The organism is Streptomyces sp. NPDC056987, from assembly GCF_042673865.1.
Lineage (GTDB): Bacteria > Actinomycetota > Actinomycetes > Streptomycetales > Streptomycetaceae > Streptomyces.
In genome coordinates, this window is sequence record NZ_JBHURV010000018.1 from 13,141 (window position 1) to 30,691 (window position 17,551).

Annotated in this window: 16 protein-coding genes and 1 riboswitch; of the genes, 6 read left to right on the forward strand and 10 right to left on the reverse strand. The window is 72.4% G+C overall.

Annotated elements, in window-relative coordinates; translation table 11 throughout:
- Positions 1-16: 16 nt before the first annotated feature.
- Entirely contained in the window at positions 17-355 is a 339-nt protein-coding gene (locus ACFTZC_RS21135) for a hypothetical protein (RefSeq protein WP_382891891.1), read from the reverse strand.
- A gap of 181 nt (positions 356-536) precedes the next feature.
- Here ACFTZC_RS21135 and ACFTZC_RS21140 point away from each other — a divergent pair, with 181 nt between their 5' ends.
- From ACFTZC_RS21140 to ACFTZC_RS21160, 5 genes are read left to right on the forward strand one after another with little or no spacing between them, the layout of a single operon-like run.
- Positions 537-1,517 carry an STM4015 family protein gene (locus ACFTZC_RS21140; protein ID WP_382891893.1) on the forward strand — a complete coding sequence of 327 codons (981 nt, stop codon included), beginning with the start codon at positions 537-539 and terminating at the stop codon, positions 1,515-1,517.
- 3 nt (positions 1,518-1,520) lie between these two features.
- Positions 1,521-2,687, forward strand: coding sequence for an STM4014 family protein (locus ACFTZC_RS21145; protein ID WP_382891895.1), 1,167 nt, complete (start codon positions 1,521-1,523; stop codon positions 2,685-2,687).
- Positions 2,688-2,746: 59 nt separating this feature from the next.
- Positions 2,747-3,559, forward strand: coding sequence for an STM4013/SEN3800 family hydrolase (locus tag ACFTZC_RS21150; protein WP_382892125.1), 813 nt, complete (start codon positions 2,747-2,749; stop codon positions 3,557-3,559).
- The gene (locus ACFTZC_RS21155) at positions 3,556-4,911 is read left to right on the forward strand and encodes an STM4012 family radical SAM protein (protein ID WP_382891897.1); all 1,356 of its coding nucleotides are present in this window, start codon (positions 3,556-3,558) and stop codon (positions 4,909-4,911) included. The genes ACFTZC_RS21150 and ACFTZC_RS21155 overlap by 4 nt, the downstream gene beginning before the upstream one ends.
- Before the next feature lie 14 nt (positions 4,912-4,925).
- On the forward strand, positions 4,926-5,771 hold the full coding sequence (locus tag ACFTZC_RS21160) for an STM4011 family radical SAM protein (RefSeq protein WP_382891899.1): 846 nt from the start codon (positions 4,926-4,928) through the stop codon (positions 5,769-5,771).
- Between the two features lie 73 nt (positions 5,772-5,844).
- On the opposite strand, the gene ACFTZC_RS21165 is transcribed toward ACFTZC_RS21160, so the two are convergent.
- Positions 5,845-6,669: an SGNH/GDSL hydrolase family protein gene (locus ACFTZC_RS21165; RefSeq protein WP_382891901.1), complete on the reverse strand. Its 825-nt coding sequence runs from the start codon at positions 6,667-6,669 to the stop codon at positions 5,845-5,847.
- Between the two features lie 183 nt (positions 6,670-6,852).
- On the reverse strand, positions 6,853-7,848 hold the full coding sequence (locus tag ACFTZC_RS21170) for a peptidoglycan DD-metalloendopeptidase family protein (protein WP_382891903.1): 996 nt from the start codon (positions 7,846-7,848) through the stop codon (positions 6,853-6,855).
- Between the two features lie 4 nt (positions 7,849-7,852).
- Positions 7,853-8,018: riboswitch (cyclic di-AMP (ydaO/yuaA leader) on the reverse strand.
- Between the two features lie 439 nt (positions 8,019-8,457).
- Here ACFTZC_RS21170 and ACFTZC_RS21175 point away from each other — a divergent pair.
- Positions 8,458-9,270 (forward strand): tyrosine-protein phosphatase, encoded by an 813-nt coding sequence (locus ACFTZC_RS21175; protein ID WP_382891905.1) that lies wholly within the window; start codon positions 8,458-8,460, stop codon positions 9,268-9,270.
- A gap of 52 nt (positions 9,271-9,322) precedes the next feature.
- Here ACFTZC_RS21175 and ACFTZC_RS21180 read toward each other — a convergent pair whose 3' ends face one another.
- The 7 genes from ACFTZC_RS21180 to shc form a co-directional block, all read right to left on the reverse strand.
- Complete coding sequence (locus tag ACFTZC_RS21180) at positions 9,323-9,514, reverse strand: DUF6126 family protein (RefSeq protein WP_382891907.1); 192 nt, start codon at positions 9,512-9,514, stop codon at positions 9,323-9,325.
- Positions 9,515-9,549: 35 nt separating this feature from the next.
- Positions 9,550-10,197, reverse strand: coding sequence for a helix-turn-helix domain-containing protein (locus ACFTZC_RS21185; protein ID WP_382891909.1), 648 nt, complete (start codon positions 10,195-10,197; stop codon positions 9,550-9,552).
- 91 nt (positions 10,198-10,288) lie between these two features.
- A complete protein-coding gene (locus tag ACFTZC_RS21190; protein WP_382891911.1) occupies positions 10,289-11,698 on the reverse strand; it encodes an aspartate aminotransferase family protein in 1,410 nt (469 codons plus the stop codon).
- Positions 11,695-13,629: a 1-deoxy-D-xylulose-5-phosphate synthase gene (gene dxs, locus ACFTZC_RS21195; RefSeq protein WP_382891913.1), complete on the reverse strand. Its 1,935-nt coding sequence runs from the start codon at positions 13,627-13,629 to the stop codon at positions 11,695-11,697. Before dxs ends, ACFTZC_RS21190 begins: the two co-directional genes overlap by 4 nt.
- A 140-nt stretch (positions 13,630-13,769) precedes the next feature.
- Complete coding sequence (hpnH, locus tag ACFTZC_RS21200; protein ID WP_382891915.1) at positions 13,770-14,789, reverse strand: adenosyl-hopene transferase HpnH; 1,020 nt, start codon at positions 14,787-14,789, stop codon at positions 13,770-13,772.
- A 5-nt stretch (positions 14,790-14,794) separates the two neighbouring features.
- The gene (locus ACFTZC_RS21205) at positions 14,795-15,451 is read right to left on the reverse strand and encodes a 1-hydroxy-2-methyl-2-butenyl 4-diphosphate reductase (RefSeq protein WP_382891917.1); all 657 of its coding nucleotides are present in this window, start codon (positions 15,449-15,451) and stop codon (positions 14,795-14,797) included.
- On the reverse strand, positions 15,451-17,466 hold the full coding sequence (gene shc / locus ACFTZC_RS21210; RefSeq protein WP_382891919.1) for a squalene--hopene cyclase: 2,016 nt from the start codon (positions 17,464-17,466) through the stop codon (positions 15,451-15,453). The genes ACFTZC_RS21205 and shc overlap by 1 nt, the downstream gene beginning before the upstream one ends.
- Positions 17,467-17,551 lie beyond the last annotated feature (85 nt).

A 17,551-nucleotide genomic window follows, 5' to 3' on the forward strand; every position in this document is an offset into this window, starting at 1 on the left:
CTGCCGCCCCGCCCGCTCAGTCCGCGACGAGGCGCACCGAGCCCGGCACGTACTCCCGCTGGCGCACCACCCGGAACCAGCCCTTGGGCAGCGGTATCGCCGCGTGCTCCTCGTGCACCACCCGCCCGCCGTCCGGGAGATGCAGGTACACGGGCCCGGCCGCGTCACCCGACTCCCGGATCAGCCGGCCGGGGCCCGGCACCGCGTGGGCGTGGCCGGTGACCTCTCCGAACGCCAGGACCAGCCGGCCCCGTGCGTCCCTCGGCTCGCCGGGCACCTTGGCGGCGTCCACGAGATACGACGGCACGGCTTCCTCCGCGACGGGCGCGATGAGCACGTCTCCCTGCCGGAACATGGCTCTCCCCTCCACCGCCGGCGCCCGGTGCGCCGATCTGTCCACGACGCTAGGCGGAGGGTCTGACAACGCGGCTCCGGCCGCCGGGCTCCGCCCCCTCCGGACGGGGCTGTCAGTGCCGCTTGGTAGAACTGCATCCACATCAGCCGATCACCGCCCACCGGCGTCTGGAGCGTTCGACGTGACCGTCAACCACTACCTGCGGGAGCTGTACGGCCTGCCCGTGTTCGACTTCCCCGGCGCCGACGGGACGGAGCGACGTGCGGCCGGGGAGCAAGGGGCCGGGGAGCTGCCGGACCCGGCCTCGGTGGCCTGGCGCGTCTCGGTCGACGCGTACGACGCGAACGAGTCGTGGGAGGAGGCGTTCGCCCGCTTCACCACGACCGTCGACACCACCGGAGTCCGGGCGCTGGTCGTCGGTTCGTGGAGCGACGCGTACGAATCGGGTTCCGAGTCGATCGTGGCGGCGCTGGTCGCGGCCCGCGACGGGCTGCCCGGACTGCGCGCCCTGTTCGTCGGCGACATGACGTACCAGGACTGTGAGATCTCCTGGATCAACCAGAGCCGGCTCTCCCCGCTGCTGGAGGCGTACCCCGGGCTGGAGGAGTTCGGCGCGCGCGGCGGGACCGACCTGGACTTCCTCCCCGTACGGCACGAGCGGCTGCGCTCGCTCACCGTCGAGACCGGCGGCCTGGACGCCGACGTGGTGCGCGGCATCGGCGCGAGCGACCTGCCCGCGCTGGAGCGGCTGGACCTCTGGCTCGGCTCGGACGAATACGGCGCGAACGCGGACGTGTCCGACCTGGCGCCCGTCCTGGCCGGTGACCGGCTCCCCCGGCTGCGCCATCTGGCGTTGCGCAACAGCGTCATCCAGGACGAGATAGCCGTCGCGCTGTCCGGCGCCCCCGTCGTCGTCGGCCTGGAGAGCCTCGATCTCTCGATGGGCACCTTCGGCGACGAGGGCGCGGAAGCACTCCTCGGGGGCCAGCCGCTCACCCATCTGAAGAAACTCGATGTGCACCACCACTTCCTGAGCGAGGCGATGCAGGCGCGGCTGGCCGCCACGCTCGGCGCGGCCGGTGTGGAGGTCGACCTGTCCGGGGCCGAGGTGCCCGACAGCTGGGGCGACCAGGAGCACCGCTACGTGGCGGTGGCCGAGTAACCGATGAGCGCCTACCTCAGCGGCCAGGCCCCGGAGCCGCGGCTGACCGTCGTCGGGATCCCCGGCAACCGCCGCCTGTCCCTCTTCCAGAACGCCGTGCGCGCCGCCGGGCTGGCCCCGGCCCGGGAGGTCGGCTGGCTCGATGTGCTGCGCGGCCGGGCCGCGTTCGGCGCCGGGGAGACCGTACGGATCGACTCCCCCGGCGAGGACCCCGAGGTGGACCGGCTGCTGCGCGGCGCGGACGACCAGACCCGCGTCGAGGGCACGGGCCGCTGGTACGAGCGGTTCACGGCGGCCGCCCGTGACCTGGGCCGGGCGGCCACGGCCGCCGGGGCCGAGCTGCTCGACGATCCGGACGAGCTGGCGGTCCTCTTCGACAAGCGGCTCACCCACGGGGTGCTGCGCACGGCGGGGGTCCAGGTCCCCCTGTCACCCACCTCGGGACCGGTCGCGCCGGCCGTGTCGGGGTGGGACGACGTACGGACCCTGATGGCGGAGGCCGGGCTGTCCCGGGCGTTCGTCAAGATCGCCCACGGCTCGTCCGCGTCCGGGGTGCTCGCCGTGCGGACGGCGGGGCCGGGGCGGGTGAGCGCGACGACCTCCGTGGAGTTGGACGACGCCGGGCGCCTCTTCAACTCCCTGCGGGTGCGCCGCTACACGGACGAGCGGGCGGTGGCGGCGATCGTCGACACCCTCGCGCCGGACGGGCTGCACATCGAGCAGTGGGTGCCCAAGGGGAGCCAGCACGGCCGCGAGGCCGATCTGCGGGTGGTGGTGATCGCGGGCCGCGCCACGCACGTGGTCGTCCGTACCAGCACCTCGCCCATGACCAACCTCCACCTCGGCGGGGCCCGGGGGGACCTCGACGCGCTGCGGGCCACGATCGACGCGGCGGGCGGCAGCTTCTCCACCGTTCTCATGATGTGCGAGGCGGCGGCGGCCTGCTTCCCCGCGACCCACTGCGTGGGCGTCGATCTGCTGCCCGCCCCGAGCTGGCGCCGGTACTCCGTCGCGGAGGTCAACGCCTTCGGCGATCTGCTGCCCGGCCTCACCGGGCTGCCGGAGCGCGAGGCCGCGGGCCTGGACACCTACGCGGCGCAGCTCGCGGCCCTGCCCCGGCGGGCGGAGCGCGGGACACCGGGGCAGCGGCCGTGCGGACACCTCGCATGACATCCCGCACCCGTCCCGGGTCCCCCGCCCCCGCGACCACTCCGGCGGCCGCTCCCGACATGAACGAGGTCGTCGGGCGGGACGACCTGCTCCTCGTCACCCTCGACACGCTGCGCTTCGACGTGGCGTGCGAGCTGGCCGCGGCGGGCCGCATCCCGCATCTCGCCCGCCATCTGCCGGCCGGCGGCTGGGAGGAGCGGCACGCCCCCGGCAGCTTCACCTACGCCTCGCACCAGGCGATCTTCGCCGGTTTCCTGCCGACCCCGGCCGCCCAGGGCCCGCACCCCCGGCTGTTCGCCGCGCGCTTCGGCGGCAGCGAGTCCACGGGCGCCGGAACATTCGTCTACGACACCCCGGACCTGGTCTCGGGTCTCGCGGCGGCCGGTTACCGCACGGTCTGCGTCGGCGGCGTCGGCTTCTTCAACCGGCGGAGCGCGCTCGGCTCGGTCCTGCCCGGGCTGTTCCAGGAGAGCCACTGGGAGCCGGAGTTCGGCGTGGCGTCCCCGGTCTCCTTCGAGGCGCAGGTGGCCCGCGCCGAGCGGGTCGTCGCCGGACTCGCCCCGGAGCGGCGGCTGTTCCTCTTCGTCAACGTGTCCGCGCTGCACCAGCCCAACTGGTTCCACCACCCCGGCGCCACCCAGGACGCGGGCGACACCCGGGCCACGCACGCCGCCGCGCTCGAATACGTCGACCGGCACATCGGCCGGCTCTTCGCCGCCGCGAGCAGCCGCCGCCGGTGCTTCGCGATCGTCTGCTCCGACCACGGCACCGCCTACGGCGACGACGGCTGGCACGGCCACCGGCTGGCCCACCCGTCCGTCTGGACCGTGCCGTACGCCCACTTCTTCCTTGAGCACGGGACCGCACCATGACCACATCGCCGTCGCCCGCCCTCCCCACGAACACTCCGCGTCCGTACGAGAGCTACGTCTACGCCTATCCGCACAAGACGGCGTACCGCCCGCTCGACGACCGCCCGGCGCTCGCCGCGGAGTGGGCCGGTGAACGCAAGGACGCGCTCTCCCTCTATCTGCACATCCCGTTCTGCGAGGTCCGCTGCGGCTTCTGCAATCTCTTCACCCGGATCGGCGCTCCCGGCGAGCTGACGACGCGCTATCTGGACGCGCTGGACCGGCAGGCGACGGCGGTACGAGACGCGCTGGACGCGGAGGGACCCGTACGGTTCGCCGCCGCGGCCTTCGGCGGCGGCACGCCCACCTATCTGGAGGCGGCGGAGCTGGAGCGGCTCTGCGACCTCGCCGAGAAACGGATGGGCGCCGATCTGCGCGCCGTCCCGCTCTCCGTCGAGACCTCCCCCGCCACCGCCACCGCGGACCGGCTGGCGGTCCTCGCCGACCGGGGCGCGACCCGGCTGAGCATCGGCGTCCAGAGCTTTGTCGACGCGGAGGCGCGGGCCGCCGTCCGCCCGCAGCGCCGCGCGGAGGTGGAGGCCGCGCTCGGCCGGATCAGGGACGCGCGGATCCCCGTCCTCAACATCGATCTCATCTACGGCATCGACGGCCAGACCGCGACCACCTGGCGCCACTCGCTGGACGCCGCGCTCGCCTGGCGGCCCGAGGAGCTCTATCTCTACCCCCTGTACGTACGCCCGCTCACCGGCCTCGGCAGGCTCGGCGCGGGCGGCGACGCGCAGTGGGACCGGCAGCGGCTGGGCCTCTACCGGCAGGGCCGTGACCATCTCCTCGCCGAGGGGTACGAGCAGGTGTCCATGCGGATGTTCCGCCGCCGGGACGCGCCGCCCCAGGGCTCCGACGACCACGCGTGCCAGACCGACGGCATGATCGGACTGGGCTGCGGGGCCCGCTCGTACACCTCGCGCCTGCACTACTCCTTCGACTACGCCGTCGGCATGAGCGAGATACGGGCCATCATCGACGCCTACACGGAGACGGCGGACTTCTCGCGCGCCGAGGTGGGCCGCCGCGTCGACGGGGACGAGGCGCGCCGCCGCCATCTGCTCCAGTCCCTGCTCCAGGCGCGGGGCATGCCGGTGGCGGAGTACCGCGCGCGCTTCGGCGCCGCGCCCGGCGAGGACTTCGGCCCCGAGCTGGACCGGTTCGCGGAGCTCGGCTGGCTGGACGCCGGCGCGGGCCCCGGGCTGCTGCGGCTCTCCCCCGAGGGGCTCGCGCACTCCGACGCGCTCGGGCCCGCGCTGTTCTCACCCGCCGTACGGGCCGCGATGGCCGCGTACGCGTCGAAGTAGCGCGAGGGAGCCCCATGGACCTGACCATCCTCTACCGCGGTCCGCTCGCCTCCTGCGACTACGACTGCCCCTACTGCCCGTTCGCCAAGCGGCGGGACAGCCAGGAGCAGCTGCGCGCCGACCGGGCCGCCCTGGAGCGGTTCACCGCCTGGGCCGCCGCGGCGACGGACGACCGGCTCTCCGTGCTGTTCACTCCCTGGGGCGAGGGGCTGGTGCGCTCCTGGTACCGGCGGGCGCTCACGGAGTTGTCGCTGCTGCCGCACGTCCGCCGGGTGGCCATCCAGACGAATCTCAGCTTCCGCACCCGGTGGCTGGCCGACGCCGACCCGGCGAAGCTCGCCCTGTGGTGCACGTACCACCCGGGGCAGACGCCGTACGACCGCTTCCTGGCGAAGGCCCACGAACTGGCGGAGCGCTCCGTCCGGTTCAGCGTCGGGGTCGTCGGCCTCGACGCGCATCTGGAGCACGCCCGCCGGCTCCGCGCCGAGCTGCCGCCGCACGTCTATCTGTGGATCAACGCGGCGGAGGGGCACACGTACACGGACGAGGAGGCCGCGCGGTGGACGGAGCTGGACCCGCTGTTCCCGTACAGCCGCCATCCGCACCGCTCGGCGGGGCTGCCGTGCCGGACGGGCGAGTCGGTGATCTCGGTGGACGGCGGGGGCACGGTACGGCGCTGCCACTTCGTCCCCGCCGAGCTGGGCAACCTCTACGACGGCTCGTACCGCCGCGCACTGGCGCCGCGGGCCTGTCCCCTCGCGGTGTGCGACTGCCATATCGGCTATGTCCACCTGGAGACGCTGCCGCTGTACGACGTCTTCGCGGGCGGGGTGCTGGAGCGGATCCCGGCGGGGGCGTGAGCCGCGGGACGGAGTGAGCCGTACGGGAAGCCCTGGCGAAAGCCGTACGGGAACGCCCCGCCCCCGCGCCGCGTCAGTGTTCCAGAGGGAGAAGATCAGGGCGTTTCGCCGCGACATGGTCGCCGGACGACTCGCCGCGCAGCCTGCGTCCGATCCAGGGCACCAGGTACTCACGTGCCCAGTGGATGTCGTCGCGCCGTACTTCGAGGGTGCCGCGCGGCGGCAGCGGCGGCCACGGCTGGTCCGGGTCGGCGGGCACCTCGACGCCCAGCACCTGCCCGGCGCGCAGCGCGACCCGGGTGTGTCCCTCGGCCGACAGATGGAGCCGGTCGCCGTCCCAGGCCCGCCGGTCCTGGATGGTCCTGAGGGACCAGAGGTCGAGCACGGGGCAGCCGTAGCGGTCGGCGATGGCCCGGGTGTGCTCGTTGAACGTGGCGATCTTGCCGCGCAGATGGCGCAGCACGGGCACGCCCCGGGTGTCGAAGCCGGTGGCCAGCATGACCGTGCCGACGGAGCCGGTGAGGTCGGCGACGGCCCGCTCGAAGCGTTCCGCCACGTCGTCGGGGTCGGTGCCGGGGCGGATGATGTCGTTGCCGCCCGCGCAGAACGTCACCAGATCCGGGGCGAGTTCCCTGGCCCGGGGTATCTGCTCCTCGACGACCTGGTCGAGGAGCCGGCCGCGTACCGCGAGGTTGGCGTAGCGGAAGTCGCCGTGGACGGGGTCGGCCGTCGCACCGGAGACCGGAAGCCGATCGGCGAGCAGGACCGCGAGCCGGTCCGCCCAGCCGACGAACAGCCCGTCGGGGCCTGGATCTCCCACACCCTCGGTGAAGCTGTCACCGATCGCCGCGTACGACCCGAATGTCTTGTCTCTTCTTGTTCTCGAATCGTCTGCCACAGCGGGACATTTTCCTCCCGGCGATGTGACCTACGCGACCGTAGGCGGGGGTTGACTCAGAGTGAGAAACACCATCGGTCAATTTTCCCTCAAGCGGGAATAGCGGAAAGCCTCGCGGCCCGGCACCGCATGGGTGCCGGGCCGCGAGGCCGAGGAAACGCGTCCGGGGGGCGACCGGACGGATCAGATGGAGACGCCGTTCTGCCGGAGGAACGCCAGCGGGTCGACGTCCGAGCCGTAGTCCGGGCCCGTCCGGATCTCGAAGTGCAGGTGCGGTCCCGTCACGTTGCCGGTGGCGCCGGAGAGGCCGAGCTGCTGGCCGGTGGAGACGCTCTGGCCGGCCGAGACGGAGAGGGAGGAGAGGTGGGCGTACTGGGAGTACATGCCGTTCTCGTGCCGGATGACGACCTGGTTGCCGTACGAGCCGCCGTTGCCCGCGGTGACGACGGTGCCCGCGCCGACCGCCTTCACGGTGGTGCCGGAGGGGGCCACGAAGTCCACACCGGTGTGGTAGCCGCTGGACCAGCTTCCGCCGGCGGCGCGGTAGGCGGTGCCGACCCCGATGCCGTCGACCGGCAGGGTGAAGCCGGACGCGCTGCTCTGTGCCGCGGAGTCGGCGGCGGGCGCCTCGCTCCGGTCCGTGGAGGGCTTGGCGGACGAGGAGTCCCTCGACGGCTTGGCCGACTCCGCCGACGCGGTCGACTCGGCGGGCTTGGCCACCCTGGAGGACTTCGAGGCCCTGGTGGGCGCCTCCGAGCGGACGGCCGGGGCCTTGCCGTTGATGGTGAGCTTGAGGCCGGGGTGGATCAGCCCGGGATCGTCGCCGACGGCGCGGCGGTTGTCCTCGTACAGCCGCTGCCAGCCGCCCCGGACCTGCTGCTCCGCGGCGATCTTGGAGAGGTAGTCGCCCGCGACCACCGCGTACGTACGCACGGTGGTCCCGGCGGTCCGGCTCACCTGCGTGGCGGCCGCCCCCTGCGGCGCGGCGGCCGGCGCGGACTGCGGCGCGGTGGCGGGCGCGGCCTGCGGGACGGCGGCCGGCGCGGCCTGCTGTGCCGCGTGCGCGCCGGTGGCGCCGATGAGCGGCAGCGCGATGGCGGCGCCGCCCGTGCCGGCGGCGATGAAGCCCCGGGAGAACGGATTGGTCCTGGGGCGGCGGTGCTTACCCTTCGCGGGCATGGCGAATTCCTCTCCGGCGCCTACGAGGTGAGCTGTCGGGTTCGGGCTGGAGCTGCCCGGCCGCGCGTGGTGCGCGACTTCACCCCGAGCCGTCCCTGATGTCGGAACATCGGAACGGCGTACTACCTGGGTCCCCCGCTCCTGCCACGCGTGATGGGTGGATGGTGTCCCCGAGGCGGCGGCAGGATTCGGCGTTCCGCTCGGATTGAGGGTGAACGTAGGCGAGTGGGACGGCCGGAACAAGCCACCCTTTTCCCCCGGCGACGCGCCCTTCCTTCCGCACCGAAGATCGCCCGTCACCCTGCGTGGAGACCGCTCTCCAATTCCCTTTCGAGGTGGCCCTTCCCTTTCGCACCGTCACCACGGAACGTCACGGATATGATCCTGCTCACCAGCCGGAGCCCACCTCCCCCGCGACCGGGGCAGGTTATGCGGAATCAGTCAATCCGGACAGAGCACCGTTTGGGCGTTTTCTCCCCACTCGCCCCATCCTGATCCGTGGGCTCCCCGCCCTCTCCGCCGCACTGATGAGCACACCGGCCGATGTCGTAGGGTCGGGGACCGACTCCGCCGGCGAGCAGCGCCGACGGCAGACACGGAGGAGCAGGCGTGACGCAGCAGTCGCCGCAGGTCCCGTCCACCGAGCCCGAGCTGTCCGGAGTACGCAACTTCCGTGATGTCGGCGGCCTGCCGACCGTGGACGGACGCCGGGTGCGGTACGGCGCGCTCTACCGCAGCGGTCATCTCGCCCACGCCACCGCCGACGACTCCGCCTTTCTCTCCGCTCTCGGTCTGCACACGATCTTCGACTTCCGCAATTCCGCCGATGTCAAGCTCGACGGCGCGGATGTCGAACTGGCGGGCGTGCGCCATGTGAACATCCCGCTCTCCGACCCGGCCGAAGGCGCCCAGTTCTGGCGGATGGTCCGGGACGGCGACCTCGACCAGCTCCGCTCGCTCCTCGCGGACGGCAGAGCGGCGGCCCGGATGACCGCCTCGTACCGCGCGATCATCACGGAGCGCACCGCCGAGCACAGCCGCCTGCTGCACGCGCTGGCCGAGGACAGCGTCCCCGCGCTGCTGCACTGCGCGGCGGGCAAGGACCGCGCCGGGCTCTCCGTCGCCGTGTCGCTGCTCGCGGTCGGCGTCGAACCGGACGCGATCACGGCCGACTACGTCAAGTCGAACGACCCGCACCGCCGCTACGCCTTCCGCCGCAGCGACCGGTCACCCGCCGGAAGGTCCGGCGAGGTGATGGAGCTGCTCAGCCCGCTCTTCGATGCCCGCGCCGCCTATCTCGACGCCGCGTTCGAGACCATCGGCACGACCTGGGGCTCCACCGACCGCTATCTCTCCAACGGCCTCCGGCTCGCGCCCGAGACCCGTGAACGGCTGCGCGCCCGCCTCCTGGACCAAGGCTGACGCCACGGCGGGAGACGGCGCCGAAAGCCGAAAGCCCCTGGGCCGAAAGCCGCTACCGCCCCTGGGCCCCGACGTGGAAGAGGAGGTAGAGGAAGCCCGCGAAGAGATGGCCGGCCACCAGATAGGCGAAGAGCCGGATCACCAGCCCTCGCGGGAACTTCTTCTCCTCGTTCATGACACGCGGGCCCGGGGGCACCTGTTCCCGGCCGCCCTCGGCGGGCGCCGGGCGCTCTGTCTCCGACATGGATGGGACCTCTCTCGGCAGGTCGGACATGAGGATCAGACATGAGGGGCCGAGCCGCCGACGCACAGGTCTGCGGCCGGGCTCTGGAGCAGGGTGTGGACGAAGAGGAGCTCGGCCCCCTCGGGTCCGGCCGCCGCGATGCGGTGCGGGGTGAGCGAGTCGAAGTGCGCGCTGTCCCCGGGGGCGAGCAGATGCACGGCGTCGCCCAGGCTCAGCCTGAGCCGCCCGTCGAGCACGTACAGCCACTCCTCGCCCGGGTGCACCCGGACCAGGTCGCCCTGTGCCCCGTACGGCACCTCCAGCCGCAGCGGCTGCATGGCGCGCCCGGGGCCGCCCGCCTGGTGGTAGGTCCAGCCGTCGGCCTCGTAGGGTTCCGCACGGCCGCCCCGGACGATCGGCTCGCGCTCCGGCGGCACCTCGCCGAGCAGTTCGGAGACGGTCGTCCCGTAGATCCGGGCCAGCCCGAGCAGCATCGGCAGCGAGGGCTGCCGGTGCCCCGTCTCCAGCCGGGAGAGGTGGGCGGGGGACAGCCCGGCCCGCCGGGCGGCGGCCTCCAGGGTGAGCCGGCGGCCACGGCGCAGCTCGCGCAGGCGCGGCGCGACGTCGGGAAGATGGTCGGACAGCGGGTCGGGCAGCCCGTCGGGCAGCCCGTCGGCCGCCTCTCCGGCGGAGGGTGTGCTCATGCGTCCATTGCGCCAGGGACTTTCCTCCCAGGCAAATTTATTGCCTGGGAGGCAAAAAAACCCGACGCGGATCGGCCAGACCGGCAGCCGTCTAACGGCCCGCGACGGCCTGCTTCACCAGCGTCCTGCCGAAGTCCCACATGAGCCCGCCCCCGCCGTGCGCGTCGTCCATCACGGCGGTGAAGGCGGTCACGAAACGGTCGATCTCCCGCTCGCCGATGATCAGCGGCGGAATCAATTTGATCACTTCGAGGTGGTCGCCGGAGACCTGGGTGAGGATACGGTGCTTCTGGAGCAGCGGTACGACGACCATCTGGGCGAAGAGTCCCTTGCGGGCGGCCTGGAGCATCGTCCAGCGCCCGCGCAGCTTGAGCGAGTCCGGCCGGCCGAACTCGATGCCGATCATCAGGCCCCGGCCGCGAACGTCGTGCAGCAGCTCGTAACGGTCCACGAGGGCGGCCAGCCGGGACCGCAGCAGGTCCCCGGTGGCGCGTGCCCGCGCGACGATCTCCTCGTCCTCCAGTACGGAGAGGACGGCCAGCCCCGCCGCCATGGCCTGGGCGTTGGAGCCGAAGCTCGCGGAGTGGACGAGGACCCGGTCCATCGAGGAGTAGACCTTCTTGAAGATCCAGTCCTTGCCGAGGGTCGCACCGACGGGCACGTAGCCGCCGGAGAGCGCCTTCGCGACACAGACGAGGTCCGGCTCCACGCCCTCCTCGTGCTGGTACGCGTAGAAGTCACCGGTCCTGCCGAGGCCGGTCTGCACCTCGTCGGCGATGAGCAGCGCCTTGTGGCGGTGCAGCAGTTCCTGGGCGGCGCGCAGAAAGCCGGGCGGCGCCGCGTGGACGCCCTTGCCCTGGATCGGCTCCACCACGAATCCGGCCACGTCGCCGCGGGCCAGCTCCCGCTCCAGCGCGTCGAGGTCGCCGAGGCCGATCGCGGTGTCGGGCAGCAGCGGCGCGAAGCCGTCCCGGAAGCCGTCCTCGCCGTTGACCGAGAGCGACCCGGTGGTCAGCCCGTGGAAGGCGTGGCCGCAGTAGAGGATCCTGGGGCGCCCGGTGGCGTACCGGGCGAACTTCAGGGCCGTCTCGACCGCTTCCGTACCGCTGTTGCCGAAGAACACCCGGTCCAGGTGCGGGCTGTGCGCGAGGAGCTTCTCGGCGAGCAGGCCGGGCAGCGGCGGGCAGTCGAAGCGGGTGAGGTCGGCGAGGGAGGCGTCGAGGACGTCGTGCAGCGCCTTGCGTACGACGGGGTGGTGCCGGCCGAGGCCCATCACGCCGAAGCCCGCGAGCATGTCCAGGTAGTCGTTGCCGTCCGCGTCCCAGAAGTAGGCGCCCTCGGCCCGTTCGTAGACCCGGTCGAAGCCGATGGTGTGCAGCATGCGCGGGAGCTGGTGGTTGAGGTGTCTCGCGTGCAGTTCGTAGCGCTCGGCGCCGCGCGCCGCGAGCAGCCCCGGCAGGTCGAACCCCTTGGACGGGGCCGGCTGGGGGGATCCGTTCATCGCCCGCTCTCCTTGCCTGTCAGGGCGGCGCCGATCCGGCCCGCGATCTCCACCGGGGTGAGGCCGAGGTCGGCGAGCACCTCGCCGCGTTTGGCGTGCGCCAGGAACTGTTCCGGGATGCCGAAGGTACGCAGCGGTACGTCCACGCCCGCGTCGCGCAGCGCCTGGCCGACGGCCCAGCCCACGCCGCCGCTGCGGCTGTTGTCCTCCACGACCGCGACCAGCCGGTGCCGCTCGGCCAGCGGGGCGAGCTGTTCGTCGACGGGCTTGACCCAGCGCGGGTCGACCACGGTGCAGCCGATGCCGCGCTCCGCGAGGAGTCCGGCGGCGCCGAGACAGACCGGCGCGAGGGCGCCGACCGCGACGAGCAGCACGTCGTCCGCGAGTACGGTGTCGGACCGTACGCCGCCCATGTCGCCCGCGTCGCCCACGCCGTCCGCCGCCCGGCGCAGGACGTCCATGCCGCCGACGCGCCCGACCGCGGGGACCGCCGGGCCGACCGCCTCCTTGGGGTAGCGCACCACGGTCGGCGCGTCGTCCACGGCAACGGCCTCGCGGAGCTGGGCCCGCAGCTGGTCGGCGTCGCGGGGCGCGGCGATCCGCAGCCCCGGCACGCACTGGAGCATCGACAGGTCCCACATGCCGTTGTGCGAGGCGCCGTCCACCCCGGTGACACCGGCCCGGTCGAGGACGAAGGTGACACCGCAGCGGTGCAGCGCGACATCCATCAGGAGCTGGTCGAAGGCGCGGTTGAGGAAGGTGGCGTAGACGGCGACGACGGGATGGAGTCCGCCGGTGGCGAGTCCGGCGGCGGAGACCGCGGCGTGCTGTTCCGCGATCCCCACGTCCCAGACCCGGTCGGGGAAGCGTTCGGCGAACTTCGTCAGGCCCACGGGGTGCAGCATGGCCGCCGTGATCGCCACGACATCGGGGCGCTCCGCCCCGATCTCGGCGATCTCGTCGCGGAACACCGATGTCCAGGAGGGTCCGGCGGCCGGGGCGAGCGGCTCGCAGGTCCGCGGGTCCATCGCCCCGACGGTGTGGAAGCGGTCGGCCTCGTCCTCCAGCGCCGGGGCGTAGCCGCGCCCCTTCTCGGTGAGGCAGTGGATCAGTACGGGGCCGTGGAAGCGTTTGGCCCGGCGGAAGGCCGACTCCATGGCGGCGATGTCGTGGCCGTCGACCGGTCCGACGTACTTGAGGCCGAGGTCCTCGAAGAGCCCCTGGGGTGCGAAGGCGTCCTTGAACCCCTTCTTCGCGCCGTGCAGCGACTCGTACAGGGGCCGGCCCACGACCGGTGTGCTCTGCAGCACCGACTTGCCCCAGGCGAGGAACCTCTCGTACCCGTCGGTGGTGCGCAGCGTCGCGAGATGGTCGGCGAGGCCGCCGATCGTCGGTCCGTACGACCGCTCGTTGTCGTTGACGACGATGATCAGCGGGCGGTTCTTCGCGGCGGCGATGTTGTTGAGCGCCTCCCAGGCCATGCCGCCGGTCAGGGCGCCGTCCCCGATCACCGCGACGACATGGTCATGCCCGCCGAGCACGTCCCGGGCCTTGGCGAGGCCGTCGGCCCAGCCGAGCACGGTGGAGGCGTGCGAGTTCTCGATGACGTCGTGATCGGACTCCTCGCGGGAGGGGTAGCCGGAGAGGCCGCCCTTGCCGCGCAGTTTGGAGAAGTCCTTTCTGCCGGTGAGGAGTTTGTGGACGTACGCCTGGTGGCCCGTGTCCCACAGGATGCGGTCGACGGGCGAGTCGAAGGTCCGGTGCAGGGCGACGGTCAGCTCCACCACCCCGAGGTTGGGCCCCAGATGGCCCCCGGTCCTCGCCACCGCCTGGATGAGGAACGTTCTTATGTCCGCGGCCAGTTCATCGAGTTCGCTCGCCGTCAGTGCCTTGAGATCGTGCGGCCCCCGGATGTGCTCCAAGACAGACACGCGCTGCCCCCTCTCGGATTCGTTCAGCTCACGGTGCCGGCGGCCCGGCCTGGATACGGCGCGCCGGACGGCGCGCCGCGACCGGCCGGGCCGGTGTGGCGGGGAGGCCCGGTGCGGCCGGCTCTCCCGTGGTCATGCCGTCACCGCGTCCCGACGACCGTTTCACGGGCCGCCCGCAGGGACTCCTTGAGCGAGCCCATGGTGGCGAGGACGGCGGTCGGCTCGTAGCCGCAGTGCGCCATGCAGTTGGCGCAGCGCGGGTCCTTGCCGCGGCCGTACCTGCTCCAGTCCGTCTCCTCGATGAGCTGGCGGTACGTCGGTACGTAACCGTCGCTCATCAGGTAGCAGGGGCGCTGCCAGCCGAAGAGCGAGTAGTTGGGGATGGCCCACGCGGTGCACGGGAAGTCGGCCTTGCCCTCCAGGAAGTCCAGGAAGAGCGGCGAGTGGTTGAGGCGCCAGCGTGCCCGGTTGCCGCCGGCGAACGACTTCTTGAACAGTTCCCGGGTCTGTTCGACGCCGAGGAAGTGCTCCTGGTCGGGGGCCTTTTCGTAGGCGTAGGCGGGCGAGATCATCATCTCGTCCACCTTCAGGTCGTCATTGAGGTAGTTGAGCACCTCGATGACGGTCTGCGGGGTGTCGGTGTTGAAGAAGGTGGAGTTGGTGGTGACCCGGAAGCCGCGCCGCTTGGCCTCCTTGATCGCGGCCACGGCCTCGTCGAACACGCCTTCCTTCGCCACCGATTCGTCGTGCCGCTCGCGCAGCCCGTCGATGTGCACCGCGAAGGCGAAGTAGGGCGAGGGGGTGAATTTCTCGATCTTCTTGCGCAGCAGCATCGCGTTGGTGCAGAGGAAGACGTATTTCCTCCTGGCCACCAGTTGCCGGACGATCTCGTCGATCTGTGGGTGCATCAGCGGTTCGCCGCCGGCGATGGAGACCATCGGCGCCCCGGACTCCAGCACCGCCCCGACGGCCTGGGCCACGGGCATGCGCTGCTTCAGCACCCCGGCCGGGTGCTGGATCTTGCCGCAGCCCTCGCATGCCAGATTGCAGGCGAAGAGGGGTTCCAGCTCGACGATGAGCGGGAACTTCTCACGCCTGCGGAGCTTCTGTTCGAAGAGGTACGTCCCGACCCTGATGGTCTGACGGAGTGGCATGGCCATCTAGCTCACCTCCTGGGGAGCAGCAAAGAACGGTGCCATTCATAGAAAGCTGGAAGGACGGCACGAAGAACACGGAAAGCCGATATTCCACCGCGCACTGTGCCGATTCGGACGAGCTCATGCTCTGGAGCGTCCACGACCACCCGGACGGCCGCAACCGGGCGGGGCCCGGCGGCCACGGCGCACCGCAGCGTGGCGGCGGACTCCATGTCCACCGCGAGCGCCCCCGTGGCGCGCAGCGCCGCCCGCTCCTGACCGCGTACGACATGGTCGGAGCCGGTCAGCGGCCCGGTGTGGACGGTGCGTCCCGGTACGGCCCGGGTCAGCGCCTCCACCAGGAGGGCGGTGCCCGTGCAGGGGGTGGCGCCGTCCCGGTCGCGGGTCTCGTCGGCGACGATCAGGTCCCCCGGGTTCATCCCCGGGGTGAGCCCGGCGCAGAATCCGGCGGCGATGACGGGCGCGTCCGCGTGCCGGGGCCCGCCGAGCGCGCGGACCACGGCGCGCTCGGCGTTCCTGGGGCCCATGCCCGTACGGAGCACGGTGACGGGTCCCGTCGCCCCGCCCCGCCCGGAACCGCGCAGGGCGAGGCGCTCGATGCCGAGCGCGCAGGCGATCAGCAGCGGCGTACGGGGACCGGTGGGCGGCCCCGCGGACCGCTCCATCAGACGCCCTGTCGGACGCCGGCGTGGTGGGTGAGTGCCTTCGGTTCCCCGTGGAGATAGCGGCCGAGCGCCGTCAGCGGGAAGACCTGCCGGTAGAGGTGGTAGTTGATGGAGAAGTCCCACGGGAAGCCGGTGCCCGTGAAGTACGGCTCGTCCCACGAGCCGTCCTCCCGCTGGCTCCCTGCGAGGGAGGCGATGCCCCGTTCGACGGCCTTGCTGCCGTGCTCCCCCGCGGCAAGGAGCGCGAGGAGCGCCCAGGCGGTCTGGGAGGCCGTGGTGGCGCCGTGCCCGATCCACTCCTCCTCGCGGTAGGAGCGCAGGTCCTCGCCCCAGCCGCCGTCCTCGTTCTGGACGGATTCGAGCCAGGCGACCGCCCGCCGGATCGCGGGGTGGGAGGCCGGCAGTCCGGCGGCGGTGAGGGCGGGCACCACCGCCCCGGTGCCGTAGACGTAGTTGACGCCCCAGCGGCCGAACCAGGCGCCGTTGGTCTCCTGTTCGGCGAGGAGCCACTCGATGCCGCGCCGGGTGGCGGGGTGGTGGGACTTGCCTTCGTAGGCGAGCATCTCGACGACGTGCGCGGTCACGTCGGCGGACGGCGGGTCGATGACCTCCCCGAAGTCGCAGAAGGGCAGCCGGTTGGGGAACAGGCTGGTGTTGTCGGCGTCGAAGGCGCCCCAGGCCCCGTTGCGCGACTGCATGCCGAGGTTCCAGCGGGCGCCGCGGGCGACGGCCGCGTCGACCCGGTCCTGGTCGGGGTGGCCGACGCGGCGCAGCGCGAGGATGACCTCGGCGGTGTCGTCGATGTCGGGGTAGTTGTCGTTGTGGAACTCGAACGCCCAGCCGCCGGGGGTGAGTCCGGGTCTGCGCACGGCCCAGTCCCCCGGGCGGACGATCTGCTCGCCGATCATCCAGTCGGCGGCCTTGACCAGGGCGGGGTGGTCCGGGCTCAGGCCCGCGTCGGCGAGCGCGATGGTGGCGAGGCAGGTGTCCCAGACCGGGGACTGGCACGCCTCGATCATCCGGGCGCCGTCCTCGCGCCAGACGGCGAAGCGGTCGAGCGATTCGAGTCCGGCCCGCATGATCGGGTGGTCGAGGTCGTAGCCGAGCAGATGCAGGGCGATCACCGAGTAGACGGCGGGCGGCTGGATCCCGCCCCAGCAGCCGTCGTTCTCCTGCCGCTCGATGATCCAGCGCGCCGCGGCGTTCATCGCGGTCCGGCGCAGCAGACGGGGCGCGACGCGGTGGTAGGCGTGCAGGGCCTTGTCGATGCGCTGGAACGCGCCGTCCCAGCTCGCCACGCGGGCGAGCGGCCGGCGGGGGCGGGGGTGGGCGGCGTCCGTGTGGAGTTCGTCGAGGGCGAAGGGGGCGGGCCGTACGGGCCGTTTCGCCGAGACGATGGTGAGGGGCACGATGGTCTGCCGCGCCCAGCAGCCGAAGTCGTAGATGTTGAGCGGGAACCACTTGGGCAGGAAGATCAGTTCGGGCGGCAGTTCGGGGAGGTCGTCCCATTTCCACCAGCCGAAGAGGGCCAGCCAGACGCGGGTGAAGACCCGGCTCGCGGCGATCCCGCCGTGTTCGCGCACCCACTGGGAGGCGCGCGCCATGTGCGGGTCGTCGGGCAGGTCCCCGGCGAGCCGCAGCGCGACATAGGCCTCGATGGTAGTGGAGAGTTCGGGCGGGCCTCCGTAGAAGGTGGCCCAGGTGCCGTCGGCGCGCTGTTCGCCGCGGATGAAGAGGGCCGCGGCCTCGGTGGTACGGGGGTCCTGCACGCCCAGGAACTGACGGAGCAGCAGATCCTCTGCGTCCATCGTCACGTTGGTGGCCAGATCCCCTTTCCACCACCCCTGGGCGTCTTGCCGGCCGAGCAGGTGCTCGACGGAGCGTGCGGTGGCCCGCTCGGCGGCGACCCGCAGGTCACCGCCCGCGGCGGGGAGGATGGTGGTGTCGGTCGGTCCGCTGGCCGAGGCTGCGCGGGGTCCCATGGCCCCGGTGCTTCCGTCGGTCGTCGCTGTCATGGCTTCCCCTTCGTGCAGTGGTGTTCTTCTGCTGTGCCTGGGGTCTCCGTCGTCCGGTGCCGGTGGCGCAGGACGGCGACTGCGG